19 protein-coding genes and 1 tRNA gene are annotated in these 17,596 nt (G+C 47.0%); 8 read left to right on the top strand and 12 right to left on the bottom strand.

The window, feature by feature from the left end; genetic code table 11:
- Positions 1-142 precede the first annotated feature (142 nt).
- Positions 143-1,204 carry a LacI family DNA-binding transcriptional regulator gene (locus ACFOET_RS11885; protein ID WP_379022878.1) on the bottom strand — a complete coding sequence of 354 codons (1,062 nt, stop codon included), beginning with the start codon at positions 1,202-1,204 and terminating at the stop codon, positions 143-145.
- 204 nt (positions 1,205-1,408) lie between these two features.
- Between ACFOET_RS11885 and ACFOET_RS11890 the strand changes: the two genes are divergently transcribed.
- The gene (locus tag ACFOET_RS11890) at positions 1,409-1,876 is read left to right on the top strand and encodes a GAF domain-containing protein (protein ID WP_379022880.1); all 468 of its coding nucleotides are present in this window, start codon (positions 1,409-1,411) and stop codon (positions 1,874-1,876) included.
- Here ACFOET_RS11890 and ACFOET_RS11895 read toward each other — a convergent pair.
- The 11 genes from ACFOET_RS11895 to ACFOET_RS11945 form a co-directional block, all read right to left on the bottom strand.
- On the bottom strand, positions 1,868-2,800 hold the full coding sequence (locus ACFOET_RS11895; RefSeq protein WP_379022882.1) for a WD40 repeat domain-containing protein: 933 nt from the start codon (positions 2,798-2,800) through the stop codon (positions 1,868-1,870). The two genes, ACFOET_RS11890 and ACFOET_RS11895, sit on opposite strands and share 9 nt — an antisense overlap.
- A 42-nt stretch (positions 2,801-2,842) precedes the next feature.
- Positions 2,843-3,436: a bifunctional phosphoribosyl-AMP cyclohydrolase/phosphoribosyl-ATP diphosphatase HisIE gene (gene hisIE / locus ACFOET_RS11900; RefSeq protein ID WP_379022884.1), complete on the bottom strand. Its 594-nt coding sequence runs from the start codon at positions 3,434-3,436 to the stop codon at positions 2,843-2,845.
- 69 nt (positions 3,437-3,505) lie between these two features.
- Complete coding sequence (gene hisF / locus ACFOET_RS11905; RefSeq protein ID WP_379022886.1) at positions 3,506-4,258, bottom strand: imidazole glycerol phosphate synthase subunit HisF; 753 nt, start codon at positions 4,256-4,258, stop codon at positions 3,506-3,508.
- Positions 4,259-4,264: 6 nt separating this feature from the next.
- On the bottom strand, positions 4,265-5,014 hold the full coding sequence (locus ACFOET_RS11910; RefSeq protein ID WP_379022888.1) for a 1-(5-phosphoribosyl)-5-[(5-phosphoribosylamino)methylideneamino]imidazole-4-carboxamide isomerase: 750 nt from the start codon (positions 5,012-5,014) through the stop codon (positions 4,265-4,267).
- Positions 5,015-5,032: 18 nt separating this feature from the next.
- On the bottom strand, positions 5,033-5,626 hold the full coding sequence (gene hisH / locus ACFOET_RS11915) for an imidazole glycerol phosphate synthase subunit HisH (protein ID WP_379022890.1): 594 nt from the start codon (positions 5,624-5,626) through the stop codon (positions 5,033-5,035).
- Positions 5,627-5,705: 79 nt separating this feature from the next.
- The gene (gene hisB / locus ACFOET_RS11920) at positions 5,706-6,845 is read right to left on the bottom strand and encodes a bifunctional histidinol-phosphatase/imidazoleglycerol-phosphate dehydratase HisB (RefSeq protein ID WP_379022892.1); all 1,140 of its coding nucleotides are present in this window, start codon (positions 6,843-6,845) and stop codon (positions 5,706-5,708) included.
- 141 nt (positions 6,846-6,986) lie between these two features.
- Positions 6,987-8,048: a histidinol-phosphate transaminase gene (gene hisC / locus ACFOET_RS11925; RefSeq protein ID WP_379022894.1), complete on the bottom strand. Its 1,062-nt coding sequence runs from the start codon at positions 8,046-8,048 to the stop codon at positions 6,987-6,989.
- An 18-nt stretch (positions 8,049-8,066) separates the two neighbouring features.
- The gene (locus ACFOET_RS11930; RefSeq protein ID WP_379022896.1) at positions 8,067-8,978 is read right to left on the bottom strand and encodes a ribonuclease Z; all 912 of its coding nucleotides are present in this window, start codon (positions 8,976-8,978) and stop codon (positions 8,067-8,069) included.
- Positions 8,975-9,358 (bottom strand): STAS domain-containing protein, encoded by a 384-nt coding sequence (locus ACFOET_RS11935; protein ID WP_379022898.1) that lies wholly within the window; start codon positions 9,356-9,358, stop codon positions 8,975-8,977. Before ACFOET_RS11935 ends, ACFOET_RS11930 begins: the two co-directional genes overlap by 4 nt.
- Positions 9,359-9,440: 82 nt before the next feature.
- Positions 9,441-10,397 (bottom strand): phosphoribosylaminoimidazolesuccinocarboxamide synthase, encoded by a 957-nt coding sequence (locus tag ACFOET_RS11940; RefSeq protein ID WP_379022900.1) that lies wholly within the window; start codon positions 10,395-10,397, stop codon positions 9,441-9,443.
- Positions 10,398-10,401: 4 nt separating this feature from the next.
- A complete protein-coding gene (locus ACFOET_RS11945) occupies positions 10,402-11,364 on the bottom strand; it encodes a PhoH family protein (RefSeq protein ID WP_379022902.1) in 963 nt (320 codons plus the stop codon).
- 232 nt (positions 11,365-11,596) lie between these two features.
- On the opposite strand from ACFOET_RS11945, the gene ACFOET_RS11950 reads away from it, so the two are divergent.
- The 7 genes from ACFOET_RS11950 to ACFOET_RS11980 all read left to right on the top strand — a co-directional run bounded on the left by ACFOET_RS11950 (position 11,597) and on the right by ACFOET_RS11980 (position 17,412).
- Entirely contained in the window at positions 11,597-12,376 is a 780-nt protein-coding gene (locus ACFOET_RS11950; RefSeq protein ID WP_379022904.1) for an SAM hydrolase/SAM-dependent halogenase family protein, read from the top strand.
- Positions 12,377-12,516: 140 nt separating this feature from the next.
- Entirely contained in the window at positions 12,517-12,987 is a 471-nt protein-coding gene (locus ACFOET_RS11955; protein WP_379022906.1) for a hypothetical protein, read from the top strand.
- Between the two features lie 53 nt (positions 12,988-13,040).
- A complete protein-coding gene (locus ACFOET_RS11960; RefSeq protein ID WP_379022908.1) occupies positions 13,041-14,867 on the top strand; it encodes an ABC transporter ATP-binding protein in 1,827 nt (608 codons plus the stop codon).
- An 80-nt stretch (positions 14,868-14,947) separates the two neighbouring features.
- The gene (locus ACFOET_RS11965; protein ID WP_379022910.1) at positions 14,948-15,691 is read left to right on the top strand and encodes a UDP-2,3-diacylglucosamine diphosphatase; all 744 of its coding nucleotides are present in this window, start codon (positions 14,948-14,950) and stop codon (positions 15,689-15,691) included.
- A gap of 16 nt (positions 15,692-15,707) precedes the next feature.
- Entirely contained in the window at positions 15,708-16,037 is a 330-nt protein-coding gene (locus ACFOET_RS11970; protein ID WP_379022912.1) for a DMT family transporter, read from the top strand.
- 158 nt (positions 16,038-16,195) lie between these two features.
- The gene (prfA, locus tag ACFOET_RS11975; protein WP_379022914.1) at positions 16,196-17,269 is read left to right on the top strand and encodes a peptide chain release factor 1; all 1,074 of its coding nucleotides are present in this window, start codon (positions 16,196-16,198) and stop codon (positions 17,267-17,269) included.
- A 66-nt stretch (positions 17,270-17,335) separates the two neighbouring features.
- Positions 17,336-17,412, top strand: a tRNA-Asp gene (locus ACFOET_RS11980).
- Positions 17,413-17,596 lie beyond the last annotated feature (184 nt).

Raw genomic sequence — 17,596 nt, forward strand, 5'->3', positions numbered from 1 at the left:
TGTATTCACTAAGTTCGCATCGTCCAAGACGAACCAGTCTTTCCCAATTGCCGAGACTGGTCAGCGGTTACGTACCCACAAAATACGTTAATTAAATTTTCACTTCCAAATTTAATTTTTATTTTTCGCATCATTTTGTGTTTCAATTCTTATAGAATTCATAATTCTCTCGTGTGATAATATCAATTGGCATATAGTTTACCTTCGGCATTGCCACACCCATAACGATGTGCTGAAACAACATCATGAGGCTGACATACCCCTGCTCTTCCGGTTTCTGCCCAATCAGGAAGTCAATCACCCCTTGTTTTAGGTACTTCACGTTTTCCTGCAGAAAATCGTAGCCTATAAGAATTTTATTTTCAAGTGACCGTTTCACTAGGTAGTTGGCGACTGACCTTACCCGTGAGTTGGTCACGAAGATGGCATCCACGCCTTGATGTTCGCTCATAACACCATCCAAAGCATCCTCAATCGATCGCTGGTCTGTGTCTCGGATATCTATCTTGATCATTTTGATAGCTCCCCTATTGTTGTCGAAATATGCTCTAAAACCTTCTTCTTTTCGCAATAAGTGGTGATAGCTATCAATCTCTTTAGATATATTTACAATTAACACCTTTCCGGCCTTCAATCCAAAGCTTATTAATTGGGCCGCCTGGTGCCCGCTTTTATAAAGATGCGGCCCGATATAGCATAGGCTGTCTTTACCCGGAATGTCAGAGTTAATGAATACATAGGGAATGGCTCTTGACTGGCAGTCGTCGATAAAGTCGGTAGCCTCCCTAATAAAGGAAGGAGCCAACAAGACGCCATCACAATGCTTTTTTAACAGCAGCTTCGCCGCATCCGAAAACGATTTCTTATGATTCAAATCATAAAAATACTTATCCAATACTATTCCATATTGCTTGATTTCTTGATGCGCCCGCTCAACGCCTTTGATAGTCGATTCCCAATAATCCGTTTCGGTCGATTTGGGAATTAGAACCGCAAAATGATTGACCTTCTTAGAGGCTAGGCGACTGGCTAAAATATTGGGTTGAAACCCCATTTCAGCTATAATTGTGCTGATCTTCTGCCGTGTCGCCTCTGATACGCCTTTTCGGTTATGGATAACCCGATCTACCGTTGCTATAGACACATTTGCTCTTCTTGCGATTTCCTTTACGCCCGATAGCTCAGTACTCTTTTGTCTGCCCATGAAGAAATAATTTTTGTAATATCGACGAAATAACTGATTTTTTCATGCATTCCGATGGATTGTGCCTATATTATTTTGTATCTGTTACTTCCTTATAAGAACCATTCAGCAAAAATGGGCAATTTATGTATTTTTGCTTACAAAGTCAGGCATGCCGATGCCATGTGGCATCGGTATCTTCTAATTAAACATAAGTAGAATACAATGGCTGAAGAGCTTTATATCGCCACCGGCACCAAAAAAGAACAATACGAAGGGTTGTTTCCCCAGTTGGAAGCGTTATTGGCAGGCGAAACGGACTTGGTGGCTAATATGGCCAATCTATGCGCCGTACTCAAAGCCCAATTTGATTTTTTCTGGATAGGATTTTATATAGTGAAAGGGGATGAGTTGGTACTCGGGCCATTCCAAGGACCACTTGCGTGCACGCGCATCGCCAAAGGCAAAGGTGTTTGCGGTACGGCGTGGGAAAAGAATGAGACCCTGGTCGTACCAGATGTCGACGCCTTTCCCGGCCATATTGCCTGTAGTTCGCAATCCAAGTCGGAAATCGTAGTGCCTGTAAATAAAAACGGAGCGATCATTGGGGTATTGGACGTAGACAGTGAATACCTCAATCACTTTAACGAGGTAGACAAAGAATACCTGGTGCGTATCGTGAAATTACTCTGATGATTGCGGCCACTCGACATCCCACACCATCACTTTCTTATCGTCACTTACCGAAACCAGTTGATTTCGGTAGGTGTTCCAAACCATGCTGTTGACCGACAACAAATGGCTATCGAATCCTCTTTCAAAACTTACGATGCGCAGCAGCCTGAAATCGTCAGATGACCATAATTTGATGCTTTTATCGCGGCTCACCGTGGCGAACACCGGTAACGTCGGGTGATAGCTGATGGCATACACCGTAAACAAATGTGGCGTAAAGGTTTTAGCCAGCGAAAAACCGCTCGTATGCAGCACATTCAACTGTGCATCCCGGCCGCCGGTGAGCAAATACCGTCCGTCGGGCGAAAAACAAAGTGAAGTAACCGGCATCGAGTGTGCGGGCAACTCTTCAACAAAGGAGTAGTCTTTCGCATTGTATAACTTAACTTTACCCTCCTTTGTTCCAAAGACGACCCACCGTTCGTCAATGCTGATGGCGATTGTGCGGACAGTCTGCTCAGCTATTTTGAAATGGTAGAGTAGGCGGAACGTTTCCGTGTTCCAGATGGACACGGTACCGTCCTCGGATGAGAGTATCAACTCAGGCTTTGTTTCAAAAGATTTAATGTCGAAGACGGGACGCTGATGGTGTTCCAGTACAGCCAAAGGTTGCGCAGTACTGCTATGAACAATTTTCGCCCGGCCATCACGTGTACCAATGGCTAGCAACGGCGAGTGAGCCACCATATGTAGTGTGTACACGGAAGAGGACACCGGGCATAAGATACGCTCAAATTTCATTGTCTCTAAATCCCACTGTACCACCCCCTTATCGTTCCCACCTGTAAATATTACATTCGGGACGCGGCCGTTTTCAACGGCAAAGATCGGGTTCTGGTGCCCCAATAATGTGCCTGCTTTACGTATCAGGAGTTTGTTCATATTTGATGGAACGCCCTACTCGATTTACTTATCGTCACTGGTCTACTGATGCCTTCCTTCCAGGTTCTTGGCTATCGCTTCCAAAGAAACATCTTTTTCCCGTAGCAGCACCAACAGATGGAATACCAGATCTGATGCTTCATTGACAAAGTCTGCCTCTCTTTCAGCCAGCGCGGCAATGACCGTTTCAACGGCTTCTTCACCGACTTTTTGGGCGATTTTATTTAATCCGCGCTCATGCAACCGGTTGACATAAGAGTCGGCAGTCGGAAATTCGTACCGCTTGTTTATAATGTCTGCCAGTTTAAAGATGAAATTCTGGTTATAATCAGTATTGAAGCAGCTTCTATTTCCTTTATGGCAGGTTGGCCCCTTAGGCCTGGCTTTGATCAATATTGTGTCCTGATCGCAATCAATATGTGTGCTGACTACTTCTAGGCAATGTCCGCTTTCCTCACCTTTAGTCCACAGCCGATTTTTGCTTCTTGAAAAAAAGGTCACGCGTTTGTCGGCCTGCGTCTTATGCCAAGCTTCTTCGTTCATGTACCCCAGCATCAATACTTCAAGCGTTTGTGCGTCCTGTATCACAGCCGGGACGAGCCCTCCGCTTTTTTTGAAATCTATCTGTATGCTCATTCGCGATTTGCTCTTGCTTATTTATCCTATTGCAGATTGGCAGATGTGTGATTGCCCATCAGCGAAAACTTATCTTACTTCGATACCATGCTGCCGCAATTCACCTTTCAAGTCCGGAATCAAAATTTCACCATAATGAAACACAGAAGCCGCCAGTGCTGCATCTACGCTGCTTTGTCGAAATACATCAACAAAGTGTTGCTTATTGCCAGCTCCACCCGACGCGATCAATGGTATCGACAGTTCGCCATTGATTTTCATCAAAAAATCACAATCAAACCCGTTTTTGGTGCCATCATGGTCCATTGAAGTCAGCAATATTTCGCCAGCTCCCCGGCTTTCGGCCTCTTTGATCCAGTCTTCGGTCTGAATGTCTGTTGTCAACCGACCGCCATTGAGGTGAACATAGTTCCGGCCGTCGACACGCCGGGTATCCACCGCCACCACTACAAACTGTATACCGAAAGCCATGGCGAGCTGATCAATCAGTGCGGGATTCCGTACAGCAGCAGAGTTGATTGATATTTTATCGGCGCCCGAATGCAATAACGTATCGGCATCAGCAAGCTCATTGATGCCGCCGCCGATGGTAAATGGGATGTTTACCTGCCTTGCAACAGCCTTCACCAACTCAACCGTGGTCTTGCGCCGTTCATGTGTAGCTGTGATGTCCAGAAACACCAGTTCGTCTGCTCCTTGTCTCGAGTATTGCCAAGCCAACTCCACAGGGTCGCCAGCGTCACGCAAATCCACGAAATTGACCCCCTTCACGGTGCGCCCGTCTTTGACGTCTAAGCAAGGAATGATGCGTTTAGCCAACATGTTTACTTAAAAACGGATGAGGGATTTCAGATTCCACTCTTTGATCTGTTCAATTGTGATGCGATTTTCATAGATCGCCTTCCCCACCACGCACGCTTCTACCTTAATGGCGTCTAACGCACGGATATCTTCCATCGAACTGATGCCGCCCGAAGCGATGAGCTTAATGATGGGCGAATGATCCAGCAATTTTCTATACAACTCGACCCCCGCGCCGCCCAGTTTGCCGTCTTTATTGATGTCCGTGCATAAAAAGCGGAAAAAACCGAGTGACAGACACCGGTCGATGTAGTCCAACAGTTTCACCGGAGAGCTTTCCATCCATCCCGAATACTTGATTACTTCATCGAGTACATCAATCGCAATCACTACATGGTCGGCATACTTGCGTTTGCCGATATTCAGTTTACTGAGGTCATCTAAAAACTCAGGGTTGGTAATCGCTTGGGTACCTACCACCACGCGATGTATCCCAGCGTCCACCAGTTCCCTTACTTTCTCGATGCTCCGGACACCGCCGCCATACTGCACTTTCATATCCGTATTACGGACCACATCGAATAGATACGATTGGTTTGAGAAGTCCCCTTTTGCACCATTTAAGTCGATAATGTGCACGAATTCAGTCCCGTTCGATTGGTACTTCTCCACCATCTCTTCGAGACTTACATCGTAAACCGTTGCATCATCGTAATTTCCTTCACGTAAACGGACGATTTTCTTGTCCAAAACATCTATAGCCGGAATGATATACATAGTCTTTTAAGGCTGATATTAATGTAAGTTTGAAAAATTCAATAGTAACCGTTCTCCTGCCTCCCCGGATTTTTCAGGGTGAAACTGCACTCCATAAAAGTTCTTTTTCTGAACAGCCGCCGAAAACTGCAACCCATACTGCGTTGAAGCTGCTGTAAAAGCAGGGTGATATTCAATAAAATAGGAGTGCACAAAGTAAAAGTAGGCATCTTTTTCAATATTATCGAATATCTGACATTGATTTTGGTGAAACACTTTGTTCCAGCCCATATGCGGCACTTTTCCAACGATCCGCTTCTCGAAATGTAATGTTTTGAGCGGAATGATGTCCAGCAGCACGCTGTCGCCCTCTTCAGAATAAGCCGTGAGCAGTTGCATCCCAACACAGATGCCCAATACAGGTTTTACCAACTGTCCGATGCAATCCGCCAATCCGGATTCCTGCAATTTACGCATCGCCGTACCTGCATGCCCCACCCCCGGAATGATGATCCGGTCGTACGCTGCCAACTCACTTGTGATATTGACCATTCCATACGGGATACCCAGCCGATCGAGTGCTGCCGTCAGCGAAAAAATGTTTCCGGCTCCGTAATTTATGATTCCCGTCATTCCACCCGGTTAAAGAACGAATGACAAAAAAGCAAAGTCAGTCCCCGCTCGTTGATCATTGTTCCGTGTTCTAAACTACTCATAGTATCCCCTTCGTACTTGGAAGTTCCATATGTTCTGCATCGCGCCTTACCGCTTTTTTGATGGATTTGGCAAACGCTTTAAAAATCGCTTCTATTTTGTGATGTTCATTTTCGCCTTCAGCCTTGATATTCAAATTACATTTAGCAGCGTCGGAAAACGATTTAAAAAAATGAAAAAACATTTCCGTAGGCATATCACCTACCTTTTCCCTTCTAAACTCAGCATCCCATACAATCCAGCTACGGCCGCCGAAGTCGACGGCAACCTGTGCCAGGCAATCGTCCATAGGCAGCACAAACGCATAGCGTTCGATACCCCGTTTATCGCCTAAGGCTTTAGCAAACACCTCTCCTAATGCGATGCCCGTGTCTTCGATCGTATGGTGTTCGTCGACATGCAAATCGCCCTTTACCTGCACCAGAAGGTCTATATTGCCGTGCCGGGCGATTTGATCAAGCATATGGTCAAAAAATGCCAATCCGGTGTCGATAACTGCTTTCCCCCTCCCATCAAGGTTCAGCTTAATATAAACGTCCGTTTCGTTTGTTTTACGGCGGTATTCCACACTCCGTTCACTCAGTTTCAAAAATTCGTAGATGGTTCTCCAATCAGAGGTTTCCAGGGCCACTACCGACTCGTCGATCTGATGAGCTTCTGCAGCTCCAAGTGCATCGTTATTGCGTAGCCATATGGCTTTGGCTCCAAGATTTTGCGCTAGCTTCACATCGTTGACACGATCTCCGATCACGAAGGAACCGGAAAGGTCATATTTTGCTGGGTCAAAATAGGAGGAAAGCAATCCCGTTCCCGGTTTTCGCGTAGGCGAATTTTCATGGGGGAAAGTGCGATCAATGTGTTCAGCCGCAAATACCACCCCTTCGCCAGCAAATGTTTCCATCACGAAACGATGCACCGGCCAAAAATTCTCTTCAGTATGGGAAGCCGTCCCCAAGCCATCCTGATTGGTTACAAGTACTAGTTCAAAATCGAGCTCTCCGGCTATACGCGGCAAATATTGCAATACACCGGGATAAAATTTCAATTTAGCAAATGAATCAATCTGCTCATCCTCCGGTTCGACGAGCAACGTGCCGTCCCGGTCTATAAATAACAGTCGTTTAATCGTGTCAGGCATTGATTTCCTTATCGCCCCAATTAGTTATGTTGTATAATACGAAATGTTTAATCCGCAATTATACGCAATTTTATTCAGCTCAGTAAAAACAGCGTGTGATGCGCGGAAATCGCGGCTCCACCAGCAAAAACCGGGCGGCATTCAAAGACGGCCATAGCGTGTCAACGCATCGACAAGTGCTTTATTCTCAGCAGGTGTGCCGACCGTAATGCGCAGGCATCCCATGCATAATTCAACCTTTGACCGATCACGCACGATAATGCTTTGATCCACCAAATATTCATAAAGCGGACGTGGGGCGGTAGTTCTGACCAGGATAAAATTGGCGTCAGAGGGATAAACATGCTCCACGAACTTAAACGAACGCATCATTTCCGAAAGCTTGTCCCGTTCCGTCACCGTTTCCCGGATCCATGCATTTACGGTCTCTACATTGTCCAAGGCTTTTACAACCAGTTCTTGGGTGGCCTGATTGACGTTATAAGGCGGCTTTACTTTGTTGAACACCTCGATAATTTCTTCACTAGCGAAAGCCATTCCCAAACGCAGTCCTGCCAAGCCCCAGGCTTTGGACAGCGTCTGTAGGACCACTAGGTTGCCGTATTCCGTCAGCTCCTGAATAAACGTCTTCTGACGCGCGTAGTTGATATAGGCCTCATCAATGACAACCAAGCCTTTAAAATTCGTTAGAATTGTTTCAACGTCTTCCCGATGCAGTGAGTTTCCCGTGGGATTGTTTGGTGAACAAAGGAAGATCAGTCGTGTATTGCTATCGACAGCTTCAGCAATACCTTCCAAGTCGAGCTGGAAATCAGCGGTAAGCTTTACCTTTTTTGTGGCCACATCGTTGATATCAGCTGATACCTGATACATGCCATACGTGGGAGGCACAAGGATGACGTTGTCTATACCCGGCCGGCAAAATGCCCGGTACAAAATATCTATGGCCTCGTCACTGCCATTGCCTAAAAAAATACTTCGGGCAGGCACCCCCTTGATGCTACTCAACTTCAGTTTTAGTTGGTGCTGCAACGGATCAGGGTAGCGATTGTAATTTTGTTCCAATGGCGAGCCGTAGCCATTCTCGTTTGCATCGAGCAAAATGGAAGCTTCCCCTTTAAACTCATTGCGCGCTGAGGAATAGGGCACCAATTTCCGAATGTTTTCTCGCAGTAGATAATTTAAATCAAATGAATCAGCCATGATTGACGTGAACTAACTTTATACGGTGTACCAGCTTCCTTCCGATGCCAGCTGCGTTTCCGTGAATACCGATCTGCATTCCGCAAGCAGCGGTTTCAAATCTTTATATCTTGCAGAGTAATGCCCAATAAGCAATTTTTTCGCACGCACCTCGGCTGCTATTTGTCCAGCCTGCAGCGCTGTGGTATGGTAAGTTTCCATAGCCCTTGAAAGCATCTCGTGGAGAAAGGTCGCTTCATGATACAACAAGTCTACGTGTTGGATATAGGGCAGGTAACCTTCGGTTCGCATAGTATCGGAGCAATAGGCATAGCTACGCGGGTCAGGCGAAGAAATGGTTAGCTCCTGCCAACGATGTACCGTCCCGTCAGGCGCCGCATAATCGTGTCCGCGTTTTATTAGCGAAAGATAATCATTCGGTATCCCAATGGCTGTTGCCCTTTCCTTGTCAATAGCAGGCAACCTCTTTTTCTCATCAAATCGGAACCCTGTGCAAGCTATGCGGTGATCAAGAGGGAAGCTGGTTACCTGAAGATTTTCATTTTCAAAAATGAGCTCCACTTCTTTGTCCTGAGTAGCGTGCAGGTGGAGCGGGTACCGCAATACGGTTTGGGAATGCAAAAAATGCATTTCAATAATCTCTTTCAACGGAGGGGGGCCATAGACGTGCAACTCGTCCTTTCGCCCGATCAAATGCATAGATGAAATCAGGCCAATCAGGCCCAGGTAATGGTCGCCATGAAGATGACTGATAAAAATATGCTTGATGCGATTACTTTTGATTCCGAATTTTATCAACTGCACTTGTGTGCCCTCACCGCAATCCACCATGTACAATTGCTCATTAACATTAACAAGCTGTGAAGTCGGGTGCCGACCATATATCGGGGTAGCAGAACTGCTTCCTAATACCAATACCTCGAACTTCATCCCTCTTCTACAGCACCCCTCAACTCTTTTTCGAGTTCTTTAGAAAATATTAGGTCCTCCGCATCAGCCGTGTTCGGCGCAACGGTCAACACCCCTTCCAGTTTGCACATGGCGATCAGATTTTTAATCTGCTGATTTGCGCAGGCTAAGATAAATATGCCTCCCGCCGCCTTGCATAAGCGGTGGGCTAATAAGCCGATACGTAAACCGGAGGAATCAGCTTCCTTAACCTGTGACAGGTCGAACACTATATTGCGTTGCCCGCCGCTGTTTCGCAACAGAAACTCCGCCTTGATCTTTGGAGCCGAATCGCCATCCAACACCTCCACATGGGGTTGGATAATTACATATTTTTCATGTTTGTCTATCGTAAATTTCATCTCAAATTACACTTAAATGCCCACATGAGCTGCGCGTTCACAAAGTCGCACTTCCGGCTCATGTTCCATAATGTTATCGATATCACTTTTTATGCCCTAAATCTTGGAGCGCGGCATCTATGTTGCGCTTTACGCGGTCCAATATATCTATATCTCCTGGATCACGGAACCGCTCTCCGGTGATGTGTTCGAAAAGTTCAATGTACCTTTCAGAAATCGAAGATACGATTTCATCCGTCATTTCCGGAATTTTTTGACCTTCTTTTCCCTGATATCCGTTTTCGATCAACCATTTCCGCACAAATTCTTTTGATAGTTGCCGTTGCTGCTTGCCCTCACGCTGCAATTGCGCATAACTGTCAGCATAAAAATAGCGTGACGAATCCGGCGTATGGATCTCATCAATGAGGTAAATTTTTCCGTCAAGCTTTCCAAACTCATACTTGGTATCCACAAGAACCAGTCCCCGATCAGCAGCTAGCTCAGTGCCTCGTCCAAACAGTGCCTTAGTATAGCGTTCCAATTGCACGTAGTCGGCTTCGGACACAAGTCCGTGCCGCAAGATGTCGGCACGTGAGATATCCTCATCGTGCCCTACCGCTGCTTTGGTCGTGGGCGTGATAATGGGCGCCGGCAACCGGTCGTTCTCCCGCAACCCATCTGGCAGGGACTCCCCACAGATTTGACGCCTACCTGCGGAGTATTCACGCCATGCATGCCCTGAGAGATATCCTCGGATGACCATTTCCACCTTAAACGGTTGGCATAGGCGGCCAATTGTGACGCTTGGGTCTGGCACAGAAATCACCCAATTAGGAACAATGTCTTCGGTGGCCTTTAGAAATTTTGCGGCAATCTGGTTTAACACCTGCCCCTTATGGGGAATCGCTCTGGGGAGCACAACATCAAATGCTGATATGCGATCAGTTGCAACCATAGCAAGGTACTTGTCATTAATGGTATAGACATCCCGCACCTTACCCCGGTAAAAGGTAGTTTGGCCTTCAAAATGAAAATTCGTTTCCTTTATCGTGTTCATTTTTTTAAATATCCCCATACGCCTTCAATATCCGCTTCACCAGTTTGTGCCGCACCACATCCCCACCGCTAAGGTGAATAATGTCAATGCCTTCAATACCTTCTAGCAGCTTTAAGGCGGTATGCAATCCCGATTGTTGTTTCTTGGGCAGGTCAATTTGGGTCACATCGCCTGTGACGATAAACTTGGCGGTAGGCCCCATCCGGGTAAGAAACATCTTCATCTGCATATCAGTAGCATTCTGTGCTTCATCGAGTATGACGAAACAGTTGTCAAGCGTACGGCCACGCATGAAAGCCAAAGGTGCCACTTCAATGGTGCGGTTTTCCAAAAAAAATTTAAGCTTTTCAGCAGGAATCATATCGTCAAGCGCATCGTAAAGCGGCCTCAGGTATGGGTCTACCTTCTCTTTAAGGTCGCCCGGCAAAAAGCCCAAATTCTCACCTGCCTCTACGGCAGGGCGTGTCAGGATAATGCGCCGGACCTCCTTATTGCGCAACGCGCGGACAGCCAACGCTACGGCCGTATAAGTTTTTCCCGTTCCCGCAGGCCCGATTGCAAATATGATGTCGTTTTTGACAATGCTCTCGACCATCCGGCGCTGATTAGCCGTACGCGCTTTGACAACGATGCCGTTAGGACCAAAAACAATGGGCTCTCCGCCGCCTCCGCTAGTTGCCGACTCCTTTTCTTGCCGTTTTGAAGCCTCCGTTGCCGCAGCGCCTAGCATGTTTTCCACATCGCCTGCAGTCAGATTGTTGTATTTTTCAACGTGGGCAACCACCTTATCAAACTGTTGCCTGAACAATGAAATTTCTTGTTCATCACCTAATACTTTTACCTCGTTTCCCCTGGCAACAATCTTCAGTTTCGGAAATTGCTTTTTGAACACCTCAAAGTGTTCATTTTGTGCGCCCCACAACACGGCGGGATTCACATATTCCAGCGTGATATTCAATTCGTTCAATTCGTTTCCCTAGTTTGCTTAATGCTATGGCTATACACTTTGAGCCGCAGGTATGGCGTGCTGAGTCACCTGCCTGCAGCCTAAGCCTAAATCACCAGCCGCCTTCAAAGATAACGATAAATTGGAATTCGTATCGCTGAAATAAAAAAACTCCGACACCGACTGTTCCTGAATAATTGGATATAATACCAAGTTTATCTAAGTTTGCAGGATTCGATTCAACTATGCGGGCATGGGTATTATTACCTTAACGACTGATTTAGGGCACAAAGATTTTTACCAGGCTGCGCTCAAAGGCAGCATCATCAGCCAGTTTCCTGCTGTGCGCTTGGTAGATATTTCGCACGAGATTCCTCCGTTTGACATTCAATACGCCGCGTTTGTACTCAAAAATGCCTACGCTTATTTTCCCGAGAAAACCGTTCATCTCATCGGGATCGACTCAGTATTTAATGAAAATGCTCGCTACCTTGCCGTGCAATTCAATGGCCATTATTTCGTCGGTGCAGACAATGGTATTTTTTCACTGATTTTAGATGGTCCTCCCGCAGCGATTGTCGAATTGAATATTATCCAAGACTTGAAATACCTGCATTTTCCACTAACTGATATTTTTGCGAAAGCAGCCTGCCATATTGCCAGTGGTGGGGAGCTTCGTGAGATTGGAGACCCTGTGAATACCGTGGTAGACCGTACCCTTGTCCAACCGGTTGTCGAAAAAGACAGTCTGCGTGGCAGTGTTGTATTCATCGACTCGTTTGGCAATGTCATCAGCAACATCAGTAAAGAGCTGTTCAACAAAGTGCAGCAGGGAAGAGATTTCGTCGTATATTTCAGGCGAAATGAAACGATCGACCAACTGAGCTGGCATTACAACGAGGTGCCGGAAGGCGAAAAGCTCTGCTTGTTTGGCATCAGTAATTACCTAGAAATTGCTATCAACAAAGGGAATGCGAGCGGCTTACTTGGGCTAGGCAAGGGTGATATCATCCGAGTGGAGTTCAAGAAATAGCCCTTTTTCAACAATCGGCTATCTAATCTTGGTCCGCTTTTTGAAAGATCGGTCCCATGCGACCTCTCAAGTTTTCATATAACTGCCCTACATATATTGTTTTAACAGGTTGGTTCTTCCTATGTTCATCCGTCCAACCTATGGCCCAACCCAGCCCCGATACTACAGGGTACGAAAAGCAGCGACAGAAGGTAAATGAGCTGTTGACGCAGCGAAGCATGCGCTTCGGCCAATTTGATGAAAGTCTCAACAAGCGCACGGGTATCTTTGGGCTGAAGACCAAGAAAGATATGCAGGCGTCCATCGACATCCTAAAACAGATTGTCCTTACGGACAATTATATCTTCAAGGAGACCAAAGCCCTGCTTGACTATAAAGAATTTGAAAAATCCCAGATCGCAGATCAGGCATCTGAGTTTGATGTACGCATCAACGGCTATATCAAAACGATCAGTAAACTGCAACGCGAGCAGGAGCGGTTAAGGAGTGATTTAAATGCCTTGGAAAAAGCCAATCAATTAAATAAAGGGCTCGCTGTGCTATTTGGACTAGCTTTTGGAGGGGCAACGGTTTACATTTTAGTAAGCCGTCAAAAATTGACGAAAGCGTGATATGCAATAAGGTTATTATCAATACTTTTGCCCCTATAGCATTAATATAGGACATGGCAAGACAACGGCTAAACAGTGGGGATACGCCATCGAAGGATCTACCCAAACCGAAACTCACCAAGGCAACACTCAGAAAAGCAATTAAACTTTTGGTATACTTACGTCCTTATCGTACGAAGTTCATCGTGGGTATGGTATTCCTATTCTTGTCGAGTCTAACCGCGCTTACCTTTCCGGCTTTGCTCGGAGCCATGATTGACGCCGCCCAAGGCAAACAGAGTTACAGCTGGCTTCCGGCAGATATCCGCAGCATTGGCATCATTTCATTTATCATCCTGTTTGTACAGTCGCTGGTGTCTTTTTTCCGGATACGGCTGTTCGTGGAAGTGGCAGAAAAATCCCTTGCAGATATCCGCCGCGATTCCTATTACAACCTGATAACCTTACCACTGGATTTTTTTGCAAACCGGCGTGTCGGGGAACTTAACAGTCGCCTGTCTGCCGACCTTTCACAGATACAGGACACGATGACGACTACGCTGGCCGAAACCATTCGGCAAGTGGTCTTGCTTACGGGCGGCGTATGCTTGCTTTTTGTCGTTTCCGGCAAGCTAACTTTGCTTAACCTAAGCATATTACCCGTATTAGTGATCATCGCAGTGGTTTTCGGCAGGTTTATCCGTAAGCTATCGCGCAAGGCCCAAGACAAACTCGCCGAATCTAACACGGTGGTTCAGGAGACGCTACAGGGCATCAGCAATGTCAAAGCATTTGTCAACGAAGCGTATGAAGCCGCCCGTTATTCCCGTGCGCTTCAATCGGTCGTCAAAATTGCCGTCAAGGGGGCTACTTACCGTGGCGTCTTCGCCTCGTTTATCATTTTTTGCCTATTTGGTGCTGTGGTGGCCGTAATCTGGTACGGGTCAGCGCTTGTGGCTTTGGGCGATATTTCCGTAGGAGATCTGACCACTTACATTTTATACTCCATATTTGTAGCTGGTTCCATGGGAAGTTTTCCCGAACTGTACGCTAATATCCAGAAGGCAATAGGAGCCAGTGAGCGCGTCATCGAAATTCTTGATGAGCAACAGGAAGATGTAGGGTTGCTTGAGGAAGACAAGGTCATCAAGAATCCCATTGAAGGTCATATTGCCTTTGAAAATGTCAGCTTCGCATATCCGTCCCGGCGCGAGATTACCGTATTGAAAAATGTGTCTTTCGAGGCGTTGGCGGGTGAGAAGATTGCTATTGTAGGTCCGAGCGGTACTGGCAAGTCAACCATCGCTTCACTTGTGTTGCGATTTTACAAGCCCGACAGTGGTCGTGTCCTGTTTGATGGTCGCGAAGCTAGCAGCTACCCGCTTACTGACATTCGCAACCAAGTGGCCATCGTGCCCCAAGACGTCCTGCTTTTTGGAGGTACTATCCGTGAAAACATTGCGTATGGGCGGCTTACCGCAGAGGCCGAAGAGATCATTACGGCAGCCAAGCGCGCCAATGCACATGATTTTATCATGGACTTTCCCGAGGGCTACGACACCCTGGTGGGTGAGCGCGGCGTGAAATTGTCCGGCGGACAACGTCAACGTATTGCCATCGCGAGGGCGCTGCTTAAAGACCCGGCCATTCTAATTTTAGATGAGGCAACCTCCTCCTTGGACTCCGAATCCGAGCGCCAAGTACAGCAAGCCCTGGAAGAACTAATGAAAAACCGGACGTCGGTCATTATTGCCCATCGCCTTTCTACCATCCGCGAAGCTAACAGAATTGTCGTCGTCGAATGTGGGCAGGTGGTCGCTTCAGGTACCCATGAAGAGCTCATGGATAAAGGTGAAGGGCTGTATCACCATTTATATAAGCTCCAGCTTGCAGACAGATAACACCGACGGCCTAAGCCGATGCCGAGCCTGTGTACCATTGCACAAGATTACAATTTTAACTAAGTTTGGCCGAAAGAGCTATGCGCGATAAGATTTATTTCACCTCTGACTTCCACTTAGGAGCGCATCCCCTTGCCACGACGCGCGGCCGGGAATCGCGAATAGTCCAATGGTTGGACAGTATCAAAGCCGACGCTGACGAGCTCTACCTTATGGGCGATGTATTCGATTTCTGGTTCGAATACGCCACCGTTGTGCCCAAAGGCTACATCCGCTTTCTCGGCAAGCTGGCCGAGTTGGCCGATCTGGGTGTGAAGATCACGTTTTTCAAAGGCAATCACGATATGTGGATGTTTAGTTATTTAAAGGACGAGTTAAGCGCGGTGATTGTTGACAATGAGCTGACGATCGAACGGGGTGGAAAAACGTTCTACCTTCATCATGGCGACGGCTTAGGCCCAGGTGACAGGAAATATAAACTGTTGAAGAAAATTTTTCGGAGTCGACTATGCCAGTGGCTGTTTGCCCGTCTGCATCCAAATCTCGGCATCAGCATTGCCCAGCGGTGGTCTGCCCACAGCCGCCTTGCTTCTGGCGGACAAGAAATTTTTCTGGGCGAAGATCAGGAATGGCTGGTTGTGTATGCCAAGTCCATTCTCGAAAAGCAACATTACGACTACTTTATTTTCGGACACCGCCATCTTCCTTTGGAAGTGGACCTTCCCCATGGCAGTAAGTATATCAACCTTGGGGAGTGGATAAATTACAACACCTATGCGGTCTTTGATGGCGAGAGGTTGAGATTGAAAGAATGGTTAACATAAATAACATAAGCATATCATGAATTGGATTATTCTAATCATCGCCGGATTGTTTGAGGTGGGCTTCACGGCGAGCCTTGGTAAAGCGAAGACAACCATGGGCGTGGCAGCCATGTGGTGGTACGGGAGTTTTGCAGTCTGCCTGACGATAAGTATGGTATTGCTGGTGAGGGCCACGCAGACACTCCCTCTCGGCACTGCATATGCTGTATGGACAGGTATAGGCGCTGTAGGCACGGTGCTGGTGGGAATTATATTCTTCAAGGAACCTGCTACTTTTTGGCGGCTGGTCTTCATCACAACACTTATCGGCTCCATTATTGGACTGAAAGTTGTTTCGCCCTACTAGAGGCAAGGTGGCGCCTTATTTTTCAACACAATAAAAGCCGTAAAAAAACGTATTTTTGCAAACAGTTGTTCGCTGTTTGTCATTCTATGTTTTTGCTTCCGCCCTTGGGAAAGCACAGAAAACGGAGACAAAAAGCGCGAATTCACATGTAACGTATTATGTTAGAAAAGTTGAAAGCCATAAAAGACCGTTGGGATGAAGTAGAGCGTGAACTGAGTAGCCCTGAAGCCGTCAGTGATATGAAGCGGTTCGCCCAGCTCAATAAAGAATACAAAGACCTTGGTAAGATCGTGGAGCAATACCATATCTACAAAAATATTGTCAGCAACATTGAAACCAACAAAGGCATCCTTGCCAACGAGAAAGACCAAGAATTGCGTGAGATGGCAAAGGATGAACTGGACATTCTGCTGGAACAGAAGGAGGCGAAAGAAGAGGAAATTCGCCTGATGCTCATCCCGAAAGATCCCGAAGATGCTAAAAACGCCATCCTGGAAATCCGTGGTGGCACAGGCGGCGATGAAGCGGCGCTGTTTGCCGGCGATCTGTACCGCATGTATACGCGTTACTTTGAGCAGAAAGGGTGGCGTGCGGAAGTGCTGGACGTGACCGAGGGCACCGCAGGCGGCTATAAAGAAGTTATTTTGAAAGTAACCGGGGAAGATGTATACGGTCAATTAAAATACGAGTCTGGCGTTCACCGTGTGCAGCGGGTGCCCGATACGGAAACGCAGGGGCGAGTACACACCTCTGCTGCATCGGTAGCCGTGCTCCCTGAGGCGGAAGAAGTCGACGTGGAAATCAACCCTGCGGACATCGAGCTGCAAACTTCGAGGTCAGGAGGTGCAGGCGGTCAAAATGTAAACAAGGTGGAAACCAAGGTACAGCTGACCCATAAGCCTACGGGCATCGTGGTGGTCTGTCAGGTAGAGCGCTCGCAGTTGGCTAACCGGGAGCTTGCCATGGAAATGCTGCGGTCGAAGCTTTACGAACTTGAAGTAGCCAAAAAGCACGGGGATATCGCTGCCAAACGAAAGACCATGGTTTCCACTGGCGACCGTTCAGCCAAGATCCGCACATATAACTACCCGCAGGGCAGGGTAACCGAACACCGTATCGGCCTAACGCTGTATAACCTCCCTGCCGTAATGGATGGTGATATACAAGACGTTATCGATGCGCTTCAATTTGCCGAAAACGCCGAGAAAATGAAAGAAGGAGCAACGCTATAATTATTTTTAAAAAAATGTTTGCAAATACAGAAAACACACTATATTTGCAGTCCCAAACGGGAAGCAGGTTCGGTAGTTCAGCTGGTTAGAATACATGCCTGTCACGCATGGGGTCGCGGGTTCGAGTCCCGTCCGGACCGCCAGAAAGCCCTCTCTAAGTCACTTAGAGGGGGCTTTGGCATTTATGGGCATGTTCCTCCCACAAAACTCCCACTAACTTAAAACCTTATAGACGATATGATACGCACTGCAGTCCATATACGCACCCATGTATCACAAACCGGAATGTTAATATTTTTAGTAAAAAATTCAGGGGTGATTTGGACG

The sequence above is a fragment of the Parapedobacter deserti genome, assembly GCF_042646065.1.
Lineage (GTDB): Bacteria > Bacteroidota > Bacteroidia > Sphingobacteriales > Sphingobacteriaceae > Parapedobacter > Parapedobacter deserti.

What these genes read in the sequence shown, in the direction of transcription:
- ACFOET_RS11885 (WP_379022878.1), bottom strand. Translation starts at nt 1,204, where the DNA reads ATGGGCAGACAAAAGAGTACTGAGCTATCGGGCGTAAAGGAAATCGCA.
- ACFOET_RS11890 (WP_379022880.1), top strand. Translation starts at nt 1,409, where the DNA reads ATGGCTGAAGAGCTTTATATCGCCACCGGCACCAAAAAAGAACAATAC.
- ACFOET_RS11895 (WP_379022882.1), bottom strand. Translation starts at nt 2,800, where the DNA reads ATGAACAAACTCCTGATACGTAAAGCAGGCACATTATTGGGGCACCAG.
- hisIE (WP_379022884.1), bottom strand. Translation starts at nt 3,436, where the DNA reads ATGAGCATACAGATAGATTTCAAAAAAAGCGGAGGGCTCGTCCCGGCT.
- hisF (WP_379022886.1), bottom strand. Translation starts at nt 4,258, where the DNA reads ATGTTGGCTAAACGCATCATTCCTTGCTTAGACGTCAAAGACGGGCGC.
- ACFOET_RS11910 (WP_379022888.1), bottom strand. Translation starts at nt 5,014, where the DNA reads ATGTATATCATTCCGGCTATAGATGTTTTGGACAAGAAAATCGTCCGT.
- hisH (WP_379022890.1), bottom strand. Translation starts at nt 5,626, where the DNA reads ATGACGGGAATCATAAATTACGGAGCCGGAAACATTTTTTCGCTGACG.
- hisB (WP_379022892.1), bottom strand. Translation starts at nt 6,845, where the DNA reads ATGCCTGACACGATTAAACGACTGTTATTTATAGACCGGGACGGCACG.
- hisC (WP_379022894.1), bottom strand. Translation starts at nt 8,048, where the DNA reads ATGGCTGATTCATTTGATTTAAATTATCTACTGCGAGAAAACATTCGG.
- ACFOET_RS11930 (WP_379022896.1), bottom strand. Translation starts at nt 8,978, where the DNA reads ATGAAGTTCGAGGTATTGGTATTAGGAAGCAGTTCTGCTACCCCGATA.
- ACFOET_RS11935 (WP_379022898.1), bottom strand. Translation starts at nt 9,358, where the DNA reads ATGAAATTTACGATAGACAAACATGAAAAATATGTAATTATCCAACCC.
- ACFOET_RS11940 (WP_379022900.1), bottom strand. Translation starts at nt 10,397, where the DNA reads ATGAACACGATAAAGGAAACGAATTTTCATTTTGAAGGCCAAACTACC.
- ACFOET_RS11950 (WP_379022904.1), top strand. Translation starts at nt 11,597, where the DNA reads ATGGGTATTATTACCTTAACGACTGATTTAGGGCACAAAGATTTTTAC.
- ACFOET_RS11955 (WP_379022906.1), top strand. Translation starts at nt 12,517, where the DNA reads ATGGCCCAACCCAGCCCCGATACTACAGGGTACGAAAAGCAGCGACAG.
- ACFOET_RS11960 (WP_379022908.1), top strand. Translation starts at nt 13,041, where the DNA reads ATGGCAAGACAACGGCTAAACAGTGGGGATACGCCATCGAAGGATCTA.
- ACFOET_RS11965 (WP_379022910.1), top strand. Translation starts at nt 14,948, where the DNA reads ATGCGCGATAAGATTTATTTCACCTCTGACTTCCACTTAGGAGCGCAT.
- ACFOET_RS11970 (WP_379022912.1), top strand. Translation starts at nt 15,708, where the DNA reads ATGAATTGGATTATTCTAATCATCGCCGGATTGTTTGAGGTGGGCTTC.
- prfA (WP_379022914.1), top strand. Translation starts at nt 16,196, where the DNA reads ATGTTAGAAAAGTTGAAAGCCATAAAAGACCGTTGGGATGAAGTAGAG.